Source organism: Priestia sp. JV24 (assembly GCF_025910025.1).
Classification (GTDB): domain Bacteria; phylum Bacillota; class Bacilli; order Bacillales; family Bacillaceae_H; genus Priestia; species Priestia megaterium.
Genome location: NZ_JAPCIN010000042.1, coordinates 1 through 16669, shown reverse-complemented (window position 1 = coordinate 16669; position 16669 = coordinate 1). Strand labels below are relative to the sequence as shown.

Annotated in this window: 14 protein-coding genes; 9 read left to right on the top strand and 5 right to left on the bottom strand. The window is 34.2% G+C overall.

What is annotated here, in order from left to right:
• Positions 1 to 20: 20 nt before the first annotated feature.
• Positions 21 to 425 (bottom strand): hypothetical protein, encoded by a 405-nt coding sequence (locus OK414_RS27970; RefSeq protein ID WP_050691138.1) that lies wholly within the window; start codon positions 423 to 425, stop codon positions 21 to 23.
• A 373-nt stretch (positions 426 to 798) separates the two neighbouring features.
• Here OK414_RS27970 and OK414_RS27965 point away from each other — a divergent pair, with 373 nt between their 5' ends.
• Entirely contained in the window at positions 799 to 1062 is a 264-nt protein-coding gene (locus OK414_RS27965) for a hypothetical protein (protein WP_050691137.1), read from the top strand.
• Between the two features lie 213 nt (positions 1063 to 1275).
• Here OK414_RS27965 and OK414_RS27960 read toward each other — a convergent pair whose 3' ends face one another.
• Entirely contained in the window at positions 1276 to 1527 is a 252-nt protein-coding gene (locus OK414_RS27960) for a hypothetical protein (protein WP_050691136.1), read from the bottom strand.
• A gap of 944 nt (positions 1528 to 2471) precedes the next feature.
• Positions 2472 to 4421, bottom strand: coding sequence for an LTA synthase family protein (locus OK414_RS27955; RefSeq protein ID WP_404826837.1), 1950 nt, complete (start codon positions 4419 to 4421; stop codon positions 2472 to 2474).
• 562 nt (positions 4422 to 4983) lie between these two features.
• Here OK414_RS27955 and OK414_RS27950 point away from each other — a divergent pair.
• Entirely contained in the window at positions 4984 to 6285 is a 1302-nt protein-coding gene (locus OK414_RS27950; RefSeq protein ID WP_205663219.1) for an MFS transporter, read from the top strand.
• A gap of 133 nt (positions 6286 to 6418) precedes the next feature.
• On the opposite strand, the gene OK414_RS27945 is transcribed toward OK414_RS27950, so the two are convergent.
• Positions 6419 to 6961 carry a recombinase family protein gene (locus OK414_RS27945; protein WP_205663217.1) on the bottom strand — a complete coding sequence of 181 codons (543 nt, stop codon included), beginning with the start codon at positions 6959 to 6961 and terminating at the stop codon, positions 6419 to 6421.
• A 242-nt stretch (positions 6962 to 7203) separates the two neighbouring features.
• Between OK414_RS27945 and OK414_RS27940 the strand changes: the two genes are divergently transcribed.
• The 7 genes from OK414_RS27940 to rnjA all read left to right on the top strand — a co-directional run bounded on the left by OK414_RS27940 (position 7204) and on the right by rnjA (position 14703).
• The gene (locus OK414_RS27940) at positions 7204 to 8676 is read left to right on the top strand and encodes a SulP family inorganic anion transporter (protein WP_205663215.1); all 1473 of its coding nucleotides are present in this window, start codon (positions 7204 to 7206) and stop codon (positions 8674 to 8676) included.
• Positions 8677 to 8691: 15 nt separating this feature from the next.
• A complete protein-coding gene (locus OK414_RS27935) occupies positions 8692 to 9099 on the top strand; it encodes a universal stress protein (protein ID WP_205663213.1) in 408 nt (135 codons plus the stop codon).
• 33 nt (positions 9100 to 9132) lie between these two features.
• Positions 9133 to 9339, top strand: a complete 207-nt coding sequence (locus OK414_RS27930) for a helix-turn-helix domain-containing protein (RefSeq protein WP_205663211.1) — start codon at positions 9133 to 9135, stop codon at positions 9337 to 9339.
• Positions 9340 to 9652: 313 nt separating this feature from the next.
• Positions 9653 to 11119 (top strand): SulP family inorganic anion transporter, encoded by a 1467-nt coding sequence (locus OK414_RS27925; RefSeq protein ID WP_205663209.1) that lies wholly within the window; start codon positions 9653 to 9655, stop codon positions 11117 to 11119.
• 14 nt (positions 11120 to 11133) lie between these two features.
• Positions 11134 to 11541, top strand: coding sequence for a universal stress protein (locus tag OK414_RS27920; RefSeq protein ID WP_205663207.1), 408 nt, complete (start codon positions 11134 to 11136; stop codon positions 11539 to 11541).
• 84 nt (positions 11542 to 11625) lie between these two features.
• Entirely contained in the window at positions 11626 to 12906 is a 1281-nt protein-coding gene (locus OK414_RS27915) for an MFS transporter (RefSeq protein ID WP_404826836.1), read from the top strand.
• Positions 12907 to 13038: 132 nt separating this feature from the next.
• Entirely contained in the window at positions 13039 to 14703 is a 1665-nt protein-coding gene (rnjA, locus tag OK414_RS27910; protein WP_205663317.1) for a ribonuclease J1, read from the top strand.
• Between the two features lie 906 nt (positions 14704 to 15609).
• On the opposite strand, the gene OK414_RS27905 is transcribed toward rnjA, so the two are convergent.
• Positions 15610 to 16669 (bottom strand): reverse transcriptase domain-containing protein (locus OK414_RS27905; RefSeq protein WP_264363553.1); only part of this gene is annotated, 1060 nt, incomplete at its 5' end.

The following is a 16669-nucleotide window of genomic DNA, read 5'->3' as shown; positions in this document are numbered from 1 at the left end:
AAAGTGGACTCCCCTTTCAATTATTTTGGATAGTAAACAGAACTAGAATATCCACCAGCAGCTTGTGTGCCTTTTTCAAAGTGATGGTAAGAATATGTTCTATATACTGTTTTTGTAGCAAACTTATACTTACCAGAAAGAACACTTACGGAAGATGCCTTGGATTTTTGAGCGACATTTTCATCATCTAGCTTGCCTTGTATATAAATATAGTTACGAACTGAAATATGATCCATTATTCGATTAGCACTTGATGTCCCTTTAGATTGTATATAACTTCCTGATTTTATAAATGAATTGGTTCCTTGACTTGAAGTACTTGATATACCAGGAAAGTACTCAGCAGATGCAGGAGAAGCACTGTAAGCGCTCAGACCAGTGGCTAAAATCATGCCACCTAAAAATAGCTTTAGCTTTTTATTCATTTTACATTCATCCCCTTTTAAATAAAAATATCCTAACAATTATAATATTTTCCATAAACATGCAAATTTTCCCTCTTTTTAATTTAAAATAATGCTGTAAATTATTTATTATCATAACTCAGTATATGAAAACAGTATGTAAAAGTGGTTGCTTTTTAGAGAACGTTCGTAAAGTTACTTTAAACTTATATGAACGATAAAATGATGGATTACGTATTAAAAATAAAAGTCCGTAAAAGTATACTTTTACGAACTTTTATTGGTTCTTGTAATCATTATTATGTAGTCTTAATTTGTATATGGTATACAGAATCTTTTAAAGAATATTTATGTTAATATGGTACAAAAAGGTATTCTGAAAGGCTGATAGCTAATGATGATCGGTGTTCCTTTACTTATTGCATTAATACCAGGTGTAATTGTATTATTTTTAACTTGGCTATTTAGACGTATGAGGTGGGGTATAGCTGTTCGAATGATTCCTGCAATTTTAACAGTTATAGCTGCAATCGTTCTTTTTTATATTGGTTATATAGAAGTACGAGGTTTTGAAGGTGCTGCTTATTTGTTCTTAGCAGTATTTCTAATACTCTTTGCTATCATATCTTTTGTAATGGCAAAAAAGCCTTTAAGATAATATGCTCTTAAAGGCTTTTTTGTGCCGATAACGTATTTTATATTAAGTAAATCGTGAAGTATTCCATAAAAATAATTAGTTTCATTATTTACTCTACCTGACGACAAGTAGGATATATTTATACCTCTTGCCTAAGCATAGAAATTTCTTCAATTAACTCCTTCAGGGTATTTTTTTTATTATTATTTGGGGCCCAAATAGGTATTTTTAAATCTATGACCAACACACCTCATCGATCTCATAGTCTTCCGAGGAATCCACCTCCCCAGTTAAACACGAAAAACATCCTTGATAAGCGATAGCACTGCCAATCGCCCAAATTTCCTGACCGCAGTTGATGCAGATCGCTCCATTTTTCTTATCTTTAACTGCCTGTTTTAAACTTTCCCTTAACTGGTTTGGTTCTTCTCCAGGATTATTCTTGCAATGCTTATTCACATATGCTTCCATTGAAATGGGTATCATTAATGGTTTCCTTTCTTATGCCTTTTTTCTTATTTTATTTAAAATTGCCCTTCAGTTTATTTATAAACTCTCTAATCAGATTTACTGCAAAGAATATACCACCATATAAGCCTGCTAATAAGGTGCATGCTATTGTTACTAAAGGATGTATATTTAGAAGGGCGATAATTCCCAAAATCACTACCGGAGAGATAATAAGAATCATTTCCTGCGTTTCATTTTCTAAAGTACACCATATGGACTTAAACACAATTAATCATCCTAACTTTCTTTATCATGCTTATACAAATTCAAAATAGCGCAAATGCCTTTTTGAATTGAAGATTAAATGATTTGATACTTTGATTAAAAAAGGTGGTCCCTTTCCACAGAAGCACCTACATGTAATTCCTAGTTTGAAATTATTATATCATCAACTTATTAAATATTTATATTGCTTATACAAATATTTAAGGTTGTTAAATGCTTAGATGGCATGTTATGCTATGCATCAACCTAATCATCTAATCGAGTTCGAAAAAGATCGTTGCTATGTAGCAACGATCTTTTTTTGTATAGCTAGTCCCAAAAGGTACACCTTTTTGGACTATGTAGAATCAAATAACAAAATGTCTATTTAGTCAATAGAATTAACCTTTATGGACGTACAAAAAGTAATTTATCTTTATAGACAATATGTTATTTTCAATTTTAGTTAACATAGTAGATTTTCAAGGAAGCAAGAAGGTAAAAGAATCCTCATGGGATGAAGGGTCCAAGTGGGTGATTTTTATAGAGTATGCAGCTTTTTATACATCCTTGATTTATCAACTTTCTGTGTAAGAGCGTTAACAATACTTATATATAAAAGGTGTATCCTTCATATTTTCTTATTACATGTAAAAAAGAACAAATAAATAGAGAGGGATAACGGTAAAAGCATGCACCATTAAAGGTGCATGCTTTTATTGTTGATTCAAATGTTCTGCCTTGGAATAATCTAGCGTCGAACGTTTTACTGGCTTAAACCCTTTCACCTCATGAAAACGTAATAAATCACCATACACAGTTTTGTCTGAAAGTTCTAGTTCTTTTTTTACAGCCTCACTATATTGGGCACAGGTTTTAGAATCCTGAGTTAATTCACCAGTTTCATTACTGTAACATTTACCACTAACTTCTGTGAACTCAGGAGTTACAAAGTCTCCATTCCGGAAAGGAACAATTTGATGGTCCTCCGTTGAGAGTAAATCAGAACCAAACTCAATATAATTTTTCGTGTCAATTCCCAGTAAGTGTAGAATAGTTGGACGAACATCTACTTGACCACCATACGTATGGTTTACTCCACCTTCAATTTTCTCCCCAGGAATATGAATTAATAATGGAACCCGTTGCAATTGAGCTTGTTCAAAAGGTGTAATTTCTTTCCCTAACAATTCACCCATCGCACGTTTATGGTTCTCGGAGATCCCATAGTGATCACCGTACATAACAACCATTGTATTATCATATAAGCCAGAAGATTTTAGATCATCAAAGAATTGCTTTAATGATTCATCAAAATAACGGGCTGTTTGGAAATATTGATCTACTGATTTATCCCCTGTTGTGGCAGGTTCAAGAGTCCGATCTTTTTCCTCTAATGGATAAGGAAAGTGGTGCGTAACCGTAATGAATTTTGTATAAAAAGGTTGCGGCATCTCTTTCAAATAGGGTATAGATTCTTTTAAAAATGGTTTGTCTTTTAATCCATAGCCTATGATATTTTCACTTAACATATTGTAATAGCTAGAATCGTAAAACATATCATAGCCCTGTGATTTATACATTTCTTCACGGTTCCAGAACGTTTTAGAGTTACCGTGAAGAGCAGCTGTATAGTTAAAACCATTGCTTTTTAGAATACTAGGCAAACCTTGATAGGTGTTCATTGCTTTTGTTGTAAAGACTGATCCTTGTGGTAACGGATACATAGAATTTTCCATCAAGAACTCTGCATCAGATGTCTTTCCTTGTGCTGTTTGATGAAAAAAATTATCAAAGTAAAGTGTATTAGAATCTTTGGTCAATGAATTTAGAAAAGGCATTACCTCTTCTCCTCGTAATTTATAATCGATGAGGAAACCTTGAACAGACTCCATTGAAATATAAATTACATTCATATCTTTTGCAGCACCAAAATATTTTTCATTTGGCTTTACATAAGTTGAATTTGTGTAGTTTTTTACTTCTGTAATGTCATTACTATCAGCAAATGCACGTTGAGAAGCAGATTTTGAGCTTTGAATAATATCATAAATGGTAAAATTGTGAACACCTAAATATTTCACAAGATAATTACGATCGAAAGTACGTGTTAATAACTGTGGACGATCAGATTCTGCAATTGCTAAATTGGTTGTGAAAATTAAGATAGCTGATATAAAAGCTGTTGCTATCGCTTTTCTAGATAATTTCTCTTGAGGTTTTATTTTTTTTGTTAGCACTAATAGAGCTAAAACAATAAAATCCAAGAAATAAAGTACATCAGTAGGGTGTATAAGTGCTAAAGCACTTCCACCTAGTTGACCAAAGTTTTGTGTTTGCATCAATACTGGTACAGTAACAAAATCATTGAAAAATCGATAATATACAACATTTCCATACAGTACAAAAGACAGTATAAAATGGATGATTAGATACGCTCTGTTCCTCGCTTTTCCTTTAAATAATAAAGCAAAAGAAAGGAAAAAGAGAGTAGAACTAATTGGGTTAATGAACAACAAAAATTTTTGAATACTATTTTCAATACCTAATGAAAATTCGACTTGATAGATTGTATATGTTTTTAACCAAAAAATGAGTGTTATCAAGAAAAATAAGCCAAACGTTTTGTTTAGTAAGCTTACTCGATTAAATAAAAACGACTTCAAATTATTCACTCCTTACTAGTGTTATTAAATTTTGGGTTTACTGCAGGCAGATTTCTATTTTGTTGTGTTAGGTATTCAGATATTAGTAAATTTATATACGCATATTGATAGAATAACTACAACATCAGATTTAGATAAGAGAAATAATAATCTCGTAAATTATTATATTGGGCACTACAATATAGGATCCAATTTCTCAGCTAATTTTCGTTTAGAAATCTTACTTAATAAAATGTAACGACTTCGAAGCACCTCTTTCAATTTAGTTTTTCTGGGCTTTCAACTCTCATAAAAGCCAGATCCGCAATTAACAAGACGAATTATATATTGTTTATTCTTATTTGTACAACGTTTTCAACGTAACTAAATAGATTGTTGTTCTCCGAAATGCTTCTGTTATCGATTTTTTCATCCCTTTATCTAAAATTTTATTATTATGTTCGAAAAATGAATTTTAAAGAAAAAGCAAAGAATTGTCTTGTTTATGCTTACAAAAATTGTGGTATTAAGTAGAATGCCATTCAGCTAAGAGGAACAAACTAACAAAGAAAGGAGTTCATTCATGAGTGAAGATACAGTAAAGAAAACAGGACATACAAGGTGGTTTATTTCATCACTATTAAGCAGCATGATTATTCTAAATTACTTTGATCGTGTAGCTATTTCAGTTGCAGCACCTGCTATACAGGATTCATTTCACTTAACTGCCACAGAATTAGGAATTGTTTTCTCTATTTACACTTATTCCTATACCATTATGCAAATTCCTGTTGGCAGTTTATTGGATAAGTTTGGCGTAGCTTGGGTTACAAGAGTCGGAATGTTTATTTGGAGCCTATTAACGATTTCGATGGCATTTCTACAAGGAAAACTTCTTTTGTATATTGTTCGATTCTTAATAGGTATTATGAGTGCCTCAGCATTTCCAGCAGCCTCGAAAGCTACTTCTTTATGGTTTCCCCCAAAAGAACGTGGGTTACCTAACTCTTTATTTGATTCAGCAGCAAAATTTTCAAATGTGATTGGGGCACCGTTAGTAGCATTTCTAATTACCAAGTTCGATTGGCGCACAGCATTTTTATCAATCGGAATAATAAATGTTTTATTTACATTACTATTCTGGTGGTATTATGAAAAGCCAGAAAAACATAAGCGTGTCTCTGATGATGAATTGAATTATATCCAAGAAAATAATGTGGGTGCTAATGACGAACAGGAAAATAAACTGTTATATACGCTTAAGGTTTTATTTACGAATCGAAAAGTTTGGGGATTGATGATAGGATTTACAGGTTATGGATACACCTTTAACTTATTATTAACGTGGTTACCAACTTTCTTCAAAGAAAAGTATGGGATGGATATTATGTCATCTGGTCTACTGACAGCTGTTCCTTGGTTGATTGCATCAATCTCGGGAATTTTAGTCGGTGGTTGGTTGGTTGATTATTTAATTAAAAGAGGCTATAAAAATCAAAAAGTATATCGGATTATCATTGTCATTGGATTATGTTTGGGGTTTGTTTTCTTAGGCTCTATTTTCACTGATAATGTGGTCATCGCGATGGTATGTATATCGGTAGGACTAGCAGGTATATCTGCCACTGCTCCTATTGGATGGTCTATCTCTTCAGAGATTGCGCCTACAGGATCTATTTCTCTTCTTAGTTCTATAGTAAATTTAGCGAATAACTTATTTGGTGGTATCATAGCAACTGCTTTAACTGGTTATCTTGTAGATAAAACCGGTTCATTTGATCTTAGCTTTATTGTAGCAGGATTTGTTTTATTATTAGGGTTAATTTTCTATATCTATGTCTTAGGTGATATTAAACAAATAAAAGTTCCCCAAAACAAGAAATAACGTTTAAATAATTTACGATTCCTATCAAAATTAATAACATTAATCATACGAGCCCATGAATTTTCATGGGCTCTTAACTATGAATGCTAAATATCCTGTTAGAAGCTAGCGTTAGGTTTTAAGGAATAAAAAGTTAATTATCTAAGTAACGATACAGAGTAGTTTTACTTATTCCTGTTGCCTCTGTAATTTGAGCAATCGTATATTTTTTACTCCAATACATATCAAGAGCGCGGTGAACATTATAATCAGGCTTTTTCGGGCGCCCGCCACTTTTTCCTTTTAATTTTGCTTCTTGAAGTCCGGCCTTCGTACGTTCACTAATTACATCATGCTGAAATTCACCAACCCGTTTCATCATGTTAAAAAAGATTGTGCCCTCTACAGTAGAAGTATCAACTTCATCAAGGATAGATATAAAATGAATATGATGCTCAGAAAAATATTCACTTAATTCGATGAGGTGTCTAGTAGAGTCTGCAATGCAATAAAATTTATAAACAACCACTGTGTCGCCTTCATTGAGGGACGCTAACATATGATCAAATTCTACTCGTTTTTTTACGGAATTCGTTTTCTCTTCATAAATCTTGTCACAATTGTACTTTTGTAAAGCTTTTAATTGTGTGTCCAAATCTCCATCTTCACTATAAGGACGGGTATAACCAATAATCACCAAACCATCTCCTGTAAGGAAATTTTATTTACATTTTCTTATTGTAACAAATTCCTGTAGAAGTTAACATTTTCTTTTTCAAAAAACATATGATTTACTAAAGTTCCAAAAAAGTTCGTTTTTGGTACAAAAAATTGTAGACTTTTGATTTTATGTCTGCTAGAGTTTTAATTGTTAACAACGTCCCGACTTCTATGAGAGTTAGAAGTCATTACTAAAATTAGAGAGGTGTTTTTGTTAGTATGTTAAAAAAATTAAATAGCGCATGGTTTGGAAATGTAAAAGGAGATGTACTGGCAGGTATTGTGGTGGCTCTTGCACTTATTCCAGAAGCAATTGCCTTTTCTATTATCGCAGGTGTTGATCCTATGGTAGGACTTTATGCATCCTTCTGTATCGCGGTTGTCATATCGTTTGTAGGAGGGAGACCAGCGATGATCTCTGGTGCCACTGGCGCCATGGCGTTGCTTATGGTGACTTTAGTGAAAGATCATGGAGTAGATTATTTATTAGCTACCACCATTTTAACAGGAATTATTCAATTACTGTTTGGAATCTTCAAGATTGCGCGCTTTATGAAATTTATTCCACGATCGGTCATGGTAGGTTTCGTGAATGCGCTGGCCATTTTAATCTTTATGGCTCAGGTTCCTTACTTTATTGGTATTTCTAACATGACCTATGTGTTTGTAGGTATCACTTTAGTTATTGTTTATCTCTTACCACGTTTTACAAAAGCTGTGCCAGCTCCATTAGTAGCAATTGTAGTGATGACTGCTGCAGCAATTTGGGGTGGGTTTGATCTTCGTACAGTAGGTGATCTAGGAGAAATTACAAGGGCCTTACCAATCTTTTCAATCCCTAATATTCCTTTAAACATGGAGACCTTAACAATCATTTTTCCTACAGCCTTAGCTTTATCTATCGTCGGCTTACTAGAATCGTTATTAACAGCTTCTATTGTAGATGATATGACGAGCACAGAAAGTGATAAGAACAAAGAAAGTAGAGGGCAAGGGATTGCAAACATTGTAACTGGTTTCTTTGGCGGAATGGCTGGATGTGCCATGATTGGTCAATCGGTTATCAATGTAAAATCTGGTGGACGAGGTCGCTTGTCAACTTTAGTAGCTGGTGTATTTCTAATGTTTCTCATCTTAGTATTGGGTGATTGGGTGATAAAAATTCCAATGGCTGCGTTAGTGGGTATCATGATTATGGTATCTATTGGCACATTTGATTGGTCTTCACTTCGTACATTAAGAAAAGTTCCACTATCAGACACGGTAGTTATGTTAGTAACAGTTATTACGGTTGTAGCAACTCATGATTTATCAAAAGGAGTAATTGCTGGTGTTATACTAAGCGCAATTTTCTTCGCATCTAAAATTTCAAAAGTAGATGTTGAGGTTTCTACCAATGAAACAGAGCATCGAACAGTTTATGTAGTAAAAGGACAGTTGTTCTTTGCATCTGTACAGGACTTTGTAAGTTCCTTCTCACTAAACGGAAAAAGAGAGCTCGTTCTCATTGATTTTTCAGAAGCCCACATTTGGGATGATTCAGCCGTAGCAGCGATTGATAAGGTTGTCTTAAAACTAAAAGAACAGACATCTGCTGATGTGAAATTAACTGGCTTGAATGAAGTAAGTGATCAATTAGTTCAAAAATTGGCGACATACGATAAGCCAAATGCCAAATCATCTGCTCATTAATAGGGGGAATAATCGATGTATCGAAAAATATTATTAGCTGTAGATGGGTCGGAACACTCGAAAAGAGCAGCAAAGCACGCAATCGAATTGGCTTTGCTTGTGAAAGATTCCACAATCCAAATAATTAATGTCATTGGTTACTCGCAAGCCAAGACAGAAGTTTTACATGAAGAGCTAAAAGAAGAAAGACAAAAAATATTATCTGAGGTAGAAGAGCTTTTTCAAAAAGGGAACATTTCTTATGAAATGAAAATTGAACGTGGTGAAACAGGGCCTACAATCGTTGAATACGCGAATAAGGAAGTATTTGACCTTCTCGTTATTGGAAGTAGAGGTTTAAACCCATTACAAGAAATGGTGTTAGGAAGTGTCAGCCATAAGGTTGCTAAAAGAGCAGAATGTCCAGTACTAATTATTAAATAATAAGAAATTGTTTTATAGTTGGAGTGTTGATAAATGGATAAAGAAACAATTAAATTAATTAGAAAAAGCTATAACATGAATCAGAGAAACTTTGCTGAAGCTGTTAATTGTAGCTTTTCATTGATCGCATTAGTTGAGGTTGGAAAAAGAAGGATAACAGAAAATCTTGAGAATAAAATTAAATCTGCTTTCCATTTAGATGATCAAAAAATCCAAGACCTTACTTCTTCGATTAATTAATTCTTTACAGAAATTATGTAATTAATATTTGAATGGGTTCAATCATATAGAAAATAATAAAAAGTAAGCTGTCTATAACAAACAGTTTACTTTTTTTATACCGTTCTTTTGGCCCTAAAGCTTCTGTTGTAAAAAAATAAATCGTGCTCAAACCCAGCTGTAAGCAGTTTTGTACCAAAAACGAACTTTTTCGGTACAAAAAATTGTAGACTTTTCAAATTTCCTCTGCTAAAGTTTTATATGTTAACAGTGAATTTACTTCAATACGTATTAGAAGTTTATGAATATAAATAGAGAGGTGTTTTTGGTCATTATGTTAAACAAATTAAAGGTTGAATGGTTCGGGAATGTAAAAGGCGACATTCTTGCTGGTATCGTCGTTGCCCTTGCACTTATTCCGGAAGCAATTGCCTTTTCCATTATCGCAGGTGTTGATCCTATGGTGGGATTATATGCATCATTTTGTATTGCGGTTGTTATGGCTTTTGTAGGAGGCCGACCAGCAATGATCTCAGCTGCTACTGGAGCCATGGCATTACTCATGGTCACTCTAGTAAAGGATCATGGAATTCAGTATTTATTTGCTACTACCATTTTAACAGGTATTATCCAATTAATCTTCGGTATATTTAAAATTGCTCGTTTTATGAAATTTATTCCACGCTCCGTGATGGTAGGATTCGTAAATGCATTAGCTATTATGATTTTTATGGCACAAGTTCCCCACTTTGTAGGGATTTCTACTATGACATATCTATTTGTTGCCATCACACTAGTTATCATTTATGGTTTACCACGCCTTACTAAAGCTGTACCTTCTCCACTTATTGCAATTATCGTCATGACTGTTGCAGCAATCTTTGGAGGATTTGACCTTCGTACAGTTGGTGACTTGGGAGAAATCACAAAATCTTTACCAATGTTCTCAATTCCTGATGTTCCGTTAAATATGGAAACATTATCAATTATCTTTCCTACAGCATTAGGCTTATCAATCGTAGGGTTAACAGAGTCTCTGTTAACAGCAACGATCGTCGATGATATGACAGATACACCAAGTAATAAGAACAAAGAAAGCAGAGGACAAGGGATTGCAAATATTGTTGCTGGTTTCTTTGGTGGAATGGCTGGTTGCGCGATGATTGGTCAAACTGTTATTAATGTAAAATCTGGTGGACGAGGACGTTTATCAACGTTCGTAGCTGGTGTGTTCTTAATGTTTCTCATCTTGGTACTTGGAGATTGGGTTGTGAAGATCCCAATGGCAGCTTTAGCAGGTGTCATGATTATGGTATCCATTGGTACATTTGACTGGTCTTCACTTCGTACCTTAACAAAGGTACCTTTAACAGATACAGTGGTTATGCTTGTTACAGTTATTACTGTTGTAGCAACACACGATTTATCAAAAGGGGTAATTGCTGGTGTTATTTTAAGTGCCATTTTCTTTGCAGCTAAAATCTCAAAATTAGAAGTTTCATCAAAAGAGTCAGAACATCGAACAGTCTACAATGTAAAAGGTCAGTTATTCTTTGCATCTGTACAAGATTTTGTAAATTCTTTTACATTTAAAGGAAAGCAGGATCTTATTCTAATCGATTTTTCAGAAGCTCATATTTGGGATGATTCAGCTGTAGCAGCAATTGATAAAGTCGTATTGAAGTTAAAAGAACAAACGTCTGCTGACGTAAAGTTAACTGGTTTAAATGATGTAAGTGATGAGCTAGTTCAAAAACTAGCCACTTATAATAAACCGAATGCAAAACCATCAAATCATTGATAGGGGGACAATGTATGTATAAAAAAATCTTATTAGCTGTAGATGGATCCGAACACTCGAAAAGAGCCGCGAAGCATGCTATAAAGTTGGCTTCGTTAATACCACAAGCGAAAGTAGAAATCATTTCTGTTATTGACCTATCAAAAGTGAAAACAGAAGTTCTACATGGAGAATTAAAACAAAAAAGACAACAGGCTCTAGAAGAAATAAAGAGTTACTTCGAAAAAGAACAGGTAACGCATGAGATTAAACTAGAACGTGGCGAACCAGGTCCAACCATTGTATCGTATGCAAATAAGAACGAATTTGATCTTGTTGTAATAGGGAGCCGTGGCTTAAATTCTCTTCAAGAAATGGTATTAGGCAGTGTCAGCCATAAAGTAGCTAAAAGAGTACATTGTCCTGTCATGATTATTAAATAAACAATAAGTGTGTAGAAGAGCCGGTTTTTCTTACTATAAGAGAAGTCGGCTTTTCTTTTTACTATATAAATGGGGATGAGGAAATTGATAAAGGAAAAACAAGCGTCATTTTATTATGGATGGGTTATTGTGTTTATTTCAGCTTTAGGGGTATTTTTATCAGGACCCGGCCAAACCTATTCTAATTCAGTTTTTATTGATCAATATATTAAAGATTTCGGGTGGTCACGATCTCAAATATCAAGTATATATTCTGTTGCTACACTATGTGCAGGTCTCTTAATGATTTTTATGGGCAGAATCGTTGATAAATTTGGGCAACGAAAAATGATGGTGATTGTGGGGATTATTTTTAGTCTTGCTTGTCTATTTAATAGCTTTGTCACTAATATTTGGATGATTACAATTGGCTTTTTTCTTATTCGTCTCTTCGGTCAAGGAAGTATGACACTTCTTCCTAATACATTAGTGCCGCAGTGGTTTGTTTTAAAAAGAGGAAGGGCCATGAGTTTTATGGCTATAGGAAGTTTTGTAAGTGCTGCATTATTTCCTATTATTAATACATGGATGATTGATATGTGGAGTTGGCAAGTGACTTGGAAGGTCTGGGGAACAGTATTGCTTCTTTTCTTTGTTCCTATTGCTTTCTTTGGCGTTCGAAATCGCCCAGAAGATATGGGGTTGTTACCAGATGGTCTTGAGAAATCTGATGTACATACACAAACGGATATCTCTGTTAAATTGCCAGTGCTTCCTGAAGAAGAGGATTGGACATTAAAACAAGCTATGAGAACGAAGGCGTTCTGGTTATTGCTTATATGTGTTGGCATTCCAGCAATGGTGAATACAGGAGTTACCTTTCATCTTCTGTCTATATTTGGACAAAATCACCTCTCTCCTCATATAGCAGCAACTGTCCTTAGTTTAATGGCTGTATTTGGATTTCCTGTATCTTTTGCATCTGGATTTATTTTAGAAAAGGTTAAAACAAATCTCTTATTAGGTTTGGTTTTTATCATTGAAATTGTTTTTTTACTTCTTCTGCTAGTAACAAAAGGAATAACAATAGCAATTGTTTTTGGAATTGTTTGGGGAATAGCAAATGGTTTAGAACGAATTACCTTAAATATTGTTTGGTCCAATTATTTTGGGCGTCGTTATATAGGAAGCATCAACGGAATTGCAATGGCCGTGATGGTAATTGGTTCAGCTCTAGGTCCATTACCATTAGGGGTAGGGTTCGATCTATTCCATAGTTATACAATGATCCTTCTTCTTTTAACTATCTTTCCTATAATGGGATTAATTTGTGCGATTTTTGCCAAAAAACCTTTAAAACAAAACTACATCATGAATGAGGTTTAAGAAGCAGCTGCACCTGAAGCTATTTCATTAATGTAGATTAATATAGAAAATAGATAAAACGTACAAGATTTATAGGTACTTATTAAATAAAAAAGTTTGATTTTTAATAAATAGAGAAGAGGAGTGAGAATGATGAGTCAATTTAAACAAAGCAGCGTAAGAATTTTCGCTTTAGGGGGACTCGGCGAAATTGGTAAAAACACGTATGTAGTGGAATATGAGGATGAAATAGTCCTTATTGATTGCGGAATTAAATTTCCTGACAATGAGTTATTCGGCATTGACTATGTGTTATCAGATTACACGTACCTTAAGCAGAATAAAGAAAAAATAAAGGGGATTTTTATTACTCATGGGCATGAAGATCACATAGGAGGGCTTCCTTTCTTATTTCGGGACGTAAAGGCACCTGTTTTTGGAGGGGATTTGTCTATAGAATTAATAAAAAGCAAGATAGAAGAGCATAGAATACGTGGTATTTCCTTTACATCTATAGATAGCGATACTATTGTCGAATTCGAAAAAATAAAAGTGCGTTTCTTCCGTACAACACACAGCATTGCAGACTCATTTGGCGTTGTCATCACAACGCCAGAAGGGAATATTGTTCATACAGGAGATTTTAAGTTCGATTTAACTCCTAACGGTGGTGAAATAGACCTTCATAAAATTGCTGAAATTGGGAGAGAAGGGGTCTTGTGCTTATTGTCTGATAGTACCAATAGCGAATCTCCGGGCTTTTCTATGTCAGAACGAAAGGTAGGAGAATCAATTGAAGAGATTTTCCACGCTGTCCAGGGCCGAATTATTTTTGCTTCATTCGCTTCGAATATTTATCGTATTCAACAAGTAATCAAGTCTTCTGTAAAATACAAAAGAAAAGTGGCTATTGTGGGACGAAGTATGGAAAAAACAATTGAAATTGGAAGAAAGCTTGGATATATAGTAGCACCCGATGATACTTTCATAAGCGTTTATGATATCAATAAGTTCCCAGGTGGCAAAATTACAATTATTTGTACAGGAAGCCAAGGAGAACCAATGGCTGCCTTATCCCGAATTGCTAATCGTAGCCACCGTCAAATTCAAATTATTTCAGGTGACACCATTGTATTCTCTTCATCTCCTATTCCAGGCAATACAATAAGTGTGAATCGTGTAATTGATCGGTTACATCGTGCCGGTGCAGATGTTATTCATCATAAAATCAGTGATATTCATACTTCTGGACATGGGAAGCAGGAAGAACAAAAACTAATGATACGATTATTAAACCCAAAGTATTTTTTCCCCATTCATGGGGAGTATCGTATGCTTCAAGCACATTCAAAACTAGCCATCCAATGTGGCGTTCATAGTAAGGATTGTTTTGTTTTAGATAATGGAGATATCTTGGAAATATCCTCGCAAGGTGCTAAAAAAGCAGGGTACATTCCGGCCAGCCCAGTATACGTTGATGGAAGTGGAATAGGGGATATTGGAACAGTTGTTTTAAGAGACCGAAGAATGTTATCTGAAGAAGGTATTGTCATTATTAGTATGACCATCAATCGAAAAGAGAAAAAGTTAGTTTCTCCACCTGCAATTGTCACAAGAGGATTTATATATATCAGGGAATCAGGGGACCTTCTTCAGGAGTTAGAGCAACTTATAGAAGATAGTCTTTTATCACAGTTATCCACGGGTGCAATTAAATGGAATGATATAAAAAGAAAAATGATAGATGATGTAAAACCCTTTTTAATTGATAAAACAGGACGTAGACCAATGATTTTACCAATTATAATGGAAACCTAAATGATGCAATTAAAAGTGACGTAGTATTATTCTGCGTCCCTTTTTTATATTGCTCTAAGTAATGTAAATGAGATGAGAACTAAAAGACAATTGCACTAGAGAAGATTTTTCTGCATTAAAAAACAAATATTGCCTCATTTTATAGTTGCACTGAAATTTGCATCGAATTATCGGGTCCATATTTAAAAAAGAAGTTAATTTCCTCAGAGAGCATTTCTCTGCATATTAAATACTTATATTTGATGTTCTTTTTCCTGAAAATTGCGGATTTTTCATTTAACGTTTTGAAACAGAATCGACTTTAGAGTTCGTAAAAGTATACCAATAAATTTACGAAAGAGGCCATCGATTAAGATGGTCTTTTTCATGCTTTTACTCTATCACAGTTAAGATTTATACTTATAGAAATTATAGTCTAAAATGCTATCCTTGAAGAATATATCCGTCAAAGAGAAAGATTGAGTAATTATATAAACCACAAAAATAAAATCAATGGGATATCCATACCTTTAAGTAAATGATAAAACATTGTCTTTATAAACACTTTAATATTTGAATAGTTTGTAGAAAAAGCCCATATTTGTCGTCAGTTAGAGTAAATAGTGAAACTATAATTTTTATAAGTTAGTTTATACATTTACTTCTTTGTATGAAGTAAGTTATCCTTTCATTCTTTTTTCACTATTAGATGATAAATTAATTGTTAAACATGCTATAAAGTATATTTTCACAGGTATTTCCCTTTCCATTTTCAAGCTTACCTAAAAAAGGTGAGTTTTTTTTGTAATCTGCATTTTATTTAGTCGGGTAGGCAGGCACTCTCACGAGCGCCCGCCCCCCTAAGAACCGTACGTGACAGATTTCCCGTCATACGGCTCAAGCCTTCTTTTTATCCGAACAACTTCTTTATTTAATACACGGTACATGTACTAATTTAGCAAATTTACCTGTAGAAACCTCGAGGTTTCGCACTGTAACTTTTTCTCCATTTTGTAGAATGCATTTACACAGTGCACAACGATATCCTTGTTTTCTTGCGAGTTTCATCCTATCTAAAGTATTTTCGGTATTAAAGACCTTACGGTCTCGCTTTTCCCAATAATCTTTTAGATTCGGATCATCTGGGCTGTTCTTGTAGGCTACCATGACATGTCGTTCTATTTTAATCCAAGACATCTTCAACAATTGAATATTAGTAAGTGGACATGTTAGAATCCATTTATTGTTTCCACCGTGGTGGGGTTTCTTAAAATAGCGCTTATTAATCCACTTCCAAGACTTCCTTGGATGCAATTGTCTAAGGTGTTTCATTATTTTCAAGAAAATGTAGTTGTCTATATAACCAAACGTCTTTTTCGACACGACATGTTTCCAATACTGTCCATAACCTCGAATAATGGGGTTTAGGACACGTATAATTTCTTTTACTGGTCGTCCTCGCATCACTGCGAACGTATCTTTTATCTTGCTTTTTGCTTTTCTGATACTGTCTTTAATGGGTTTGATTAATAACTTATTGCCTTGTTCCGTTTTGTATTGTCGGAGTGAAAAACCAAGGAAATCAAAACCACTCTCGATATGTGTGACTTTGGTTTTATCTTCACTCAATTTAATTCCTCGCTTTTGTAAGTAAGGATTGAGTTCCTGATACATACTTTCAGCTTGTTCCTTCGTTTCCGTTACGATGACGAAGTCATCTGCGTAAAGAACACGTCCTATCTTGCATTTAGGATCGATTTTATATCCTGATCCTGGTTTGTATGTCTTTTTGTAAACAATACCGATTTCTTCTTCCATTCCACATAATGCGATGTTGGCTAAAAGAGGAGACACGATACTTCCCTGAGGAGTTCCCTCTGCTGTTTTATGAAGCATATCCTGCTCCATGTATCCCATTTCAAGCCATCTTCTAATGAGATTATTTCCTGAAAACGCAGATGTTTGTTCTATTATCCACTTATGGTTA

Coding starts and splice junctions, on each gene's coding strand:
- OK414_RS27925 (WP_205663209.1), top strand. CDS start 9,653: ATGTTAAACAAATTAAAGGTTGAATGGTTCGGGAATGTAAAAGGCGAC.
- OK414_RS27930 (WP_205663211.1), top strand. CDS start 9,133: ATGGATAAAGAAACAATTAAATTAATTAGAAAAAGCTATAACATGAAT.
- OK414_RS27965 (WP_050691137.1), top strand. CDS start 799: ATGATGATCGGTGTTCCTTTACTTATTGCATTAATACCAGGTGTAATT.
- OK414_RS27970 (WP_050691138.1), bottom strand. CDS start 425: ATGAATAAAAAGCTAAAGCTATTTTTAGGTGGCATGATTTTAGCCACT.
- OK414_RS27935 (WP_205663213.1), top strand. CDS start 8,692: ATGTATCGAAAAATATTATTAGCTGTAGATGGGTCGGAACACTCGAAA.
- OK414_RS27960 (WP_050691136.1), bottom strand. CDS start 1,527: ATGATACCCATTTCAATGGAAGCATATGTGAATAAGCATTGCAAGAAT.
- OK414_RS27950 (WP_205663219.1), top strand. CDS start 4,984: ATGAGTGAAGATACAGTAAAGAAAACAGGACATACAAGGTGGTTTATT.
- rnjA (WP_205663317.1), top strand. CDS start 13,039: ATGAGTCAATTTAAACAAAGCAGCGTAAGAATTTTCGCTTTAGGGGGA.
- OK414_RS27920 (WP_205663207.1), top strand. CDS start 11,134: ATGTATAAAAAAATCTTATTAGCTGTAGATGGATCCGAACACTCGAAA.
- OK414_RS27940 (WP_205663215.1), top strand. CDS start 7,204: ATGTTAAAAAAATTAAATAGCGCATGGTTTGGAAATGTAAAAGGAGAT.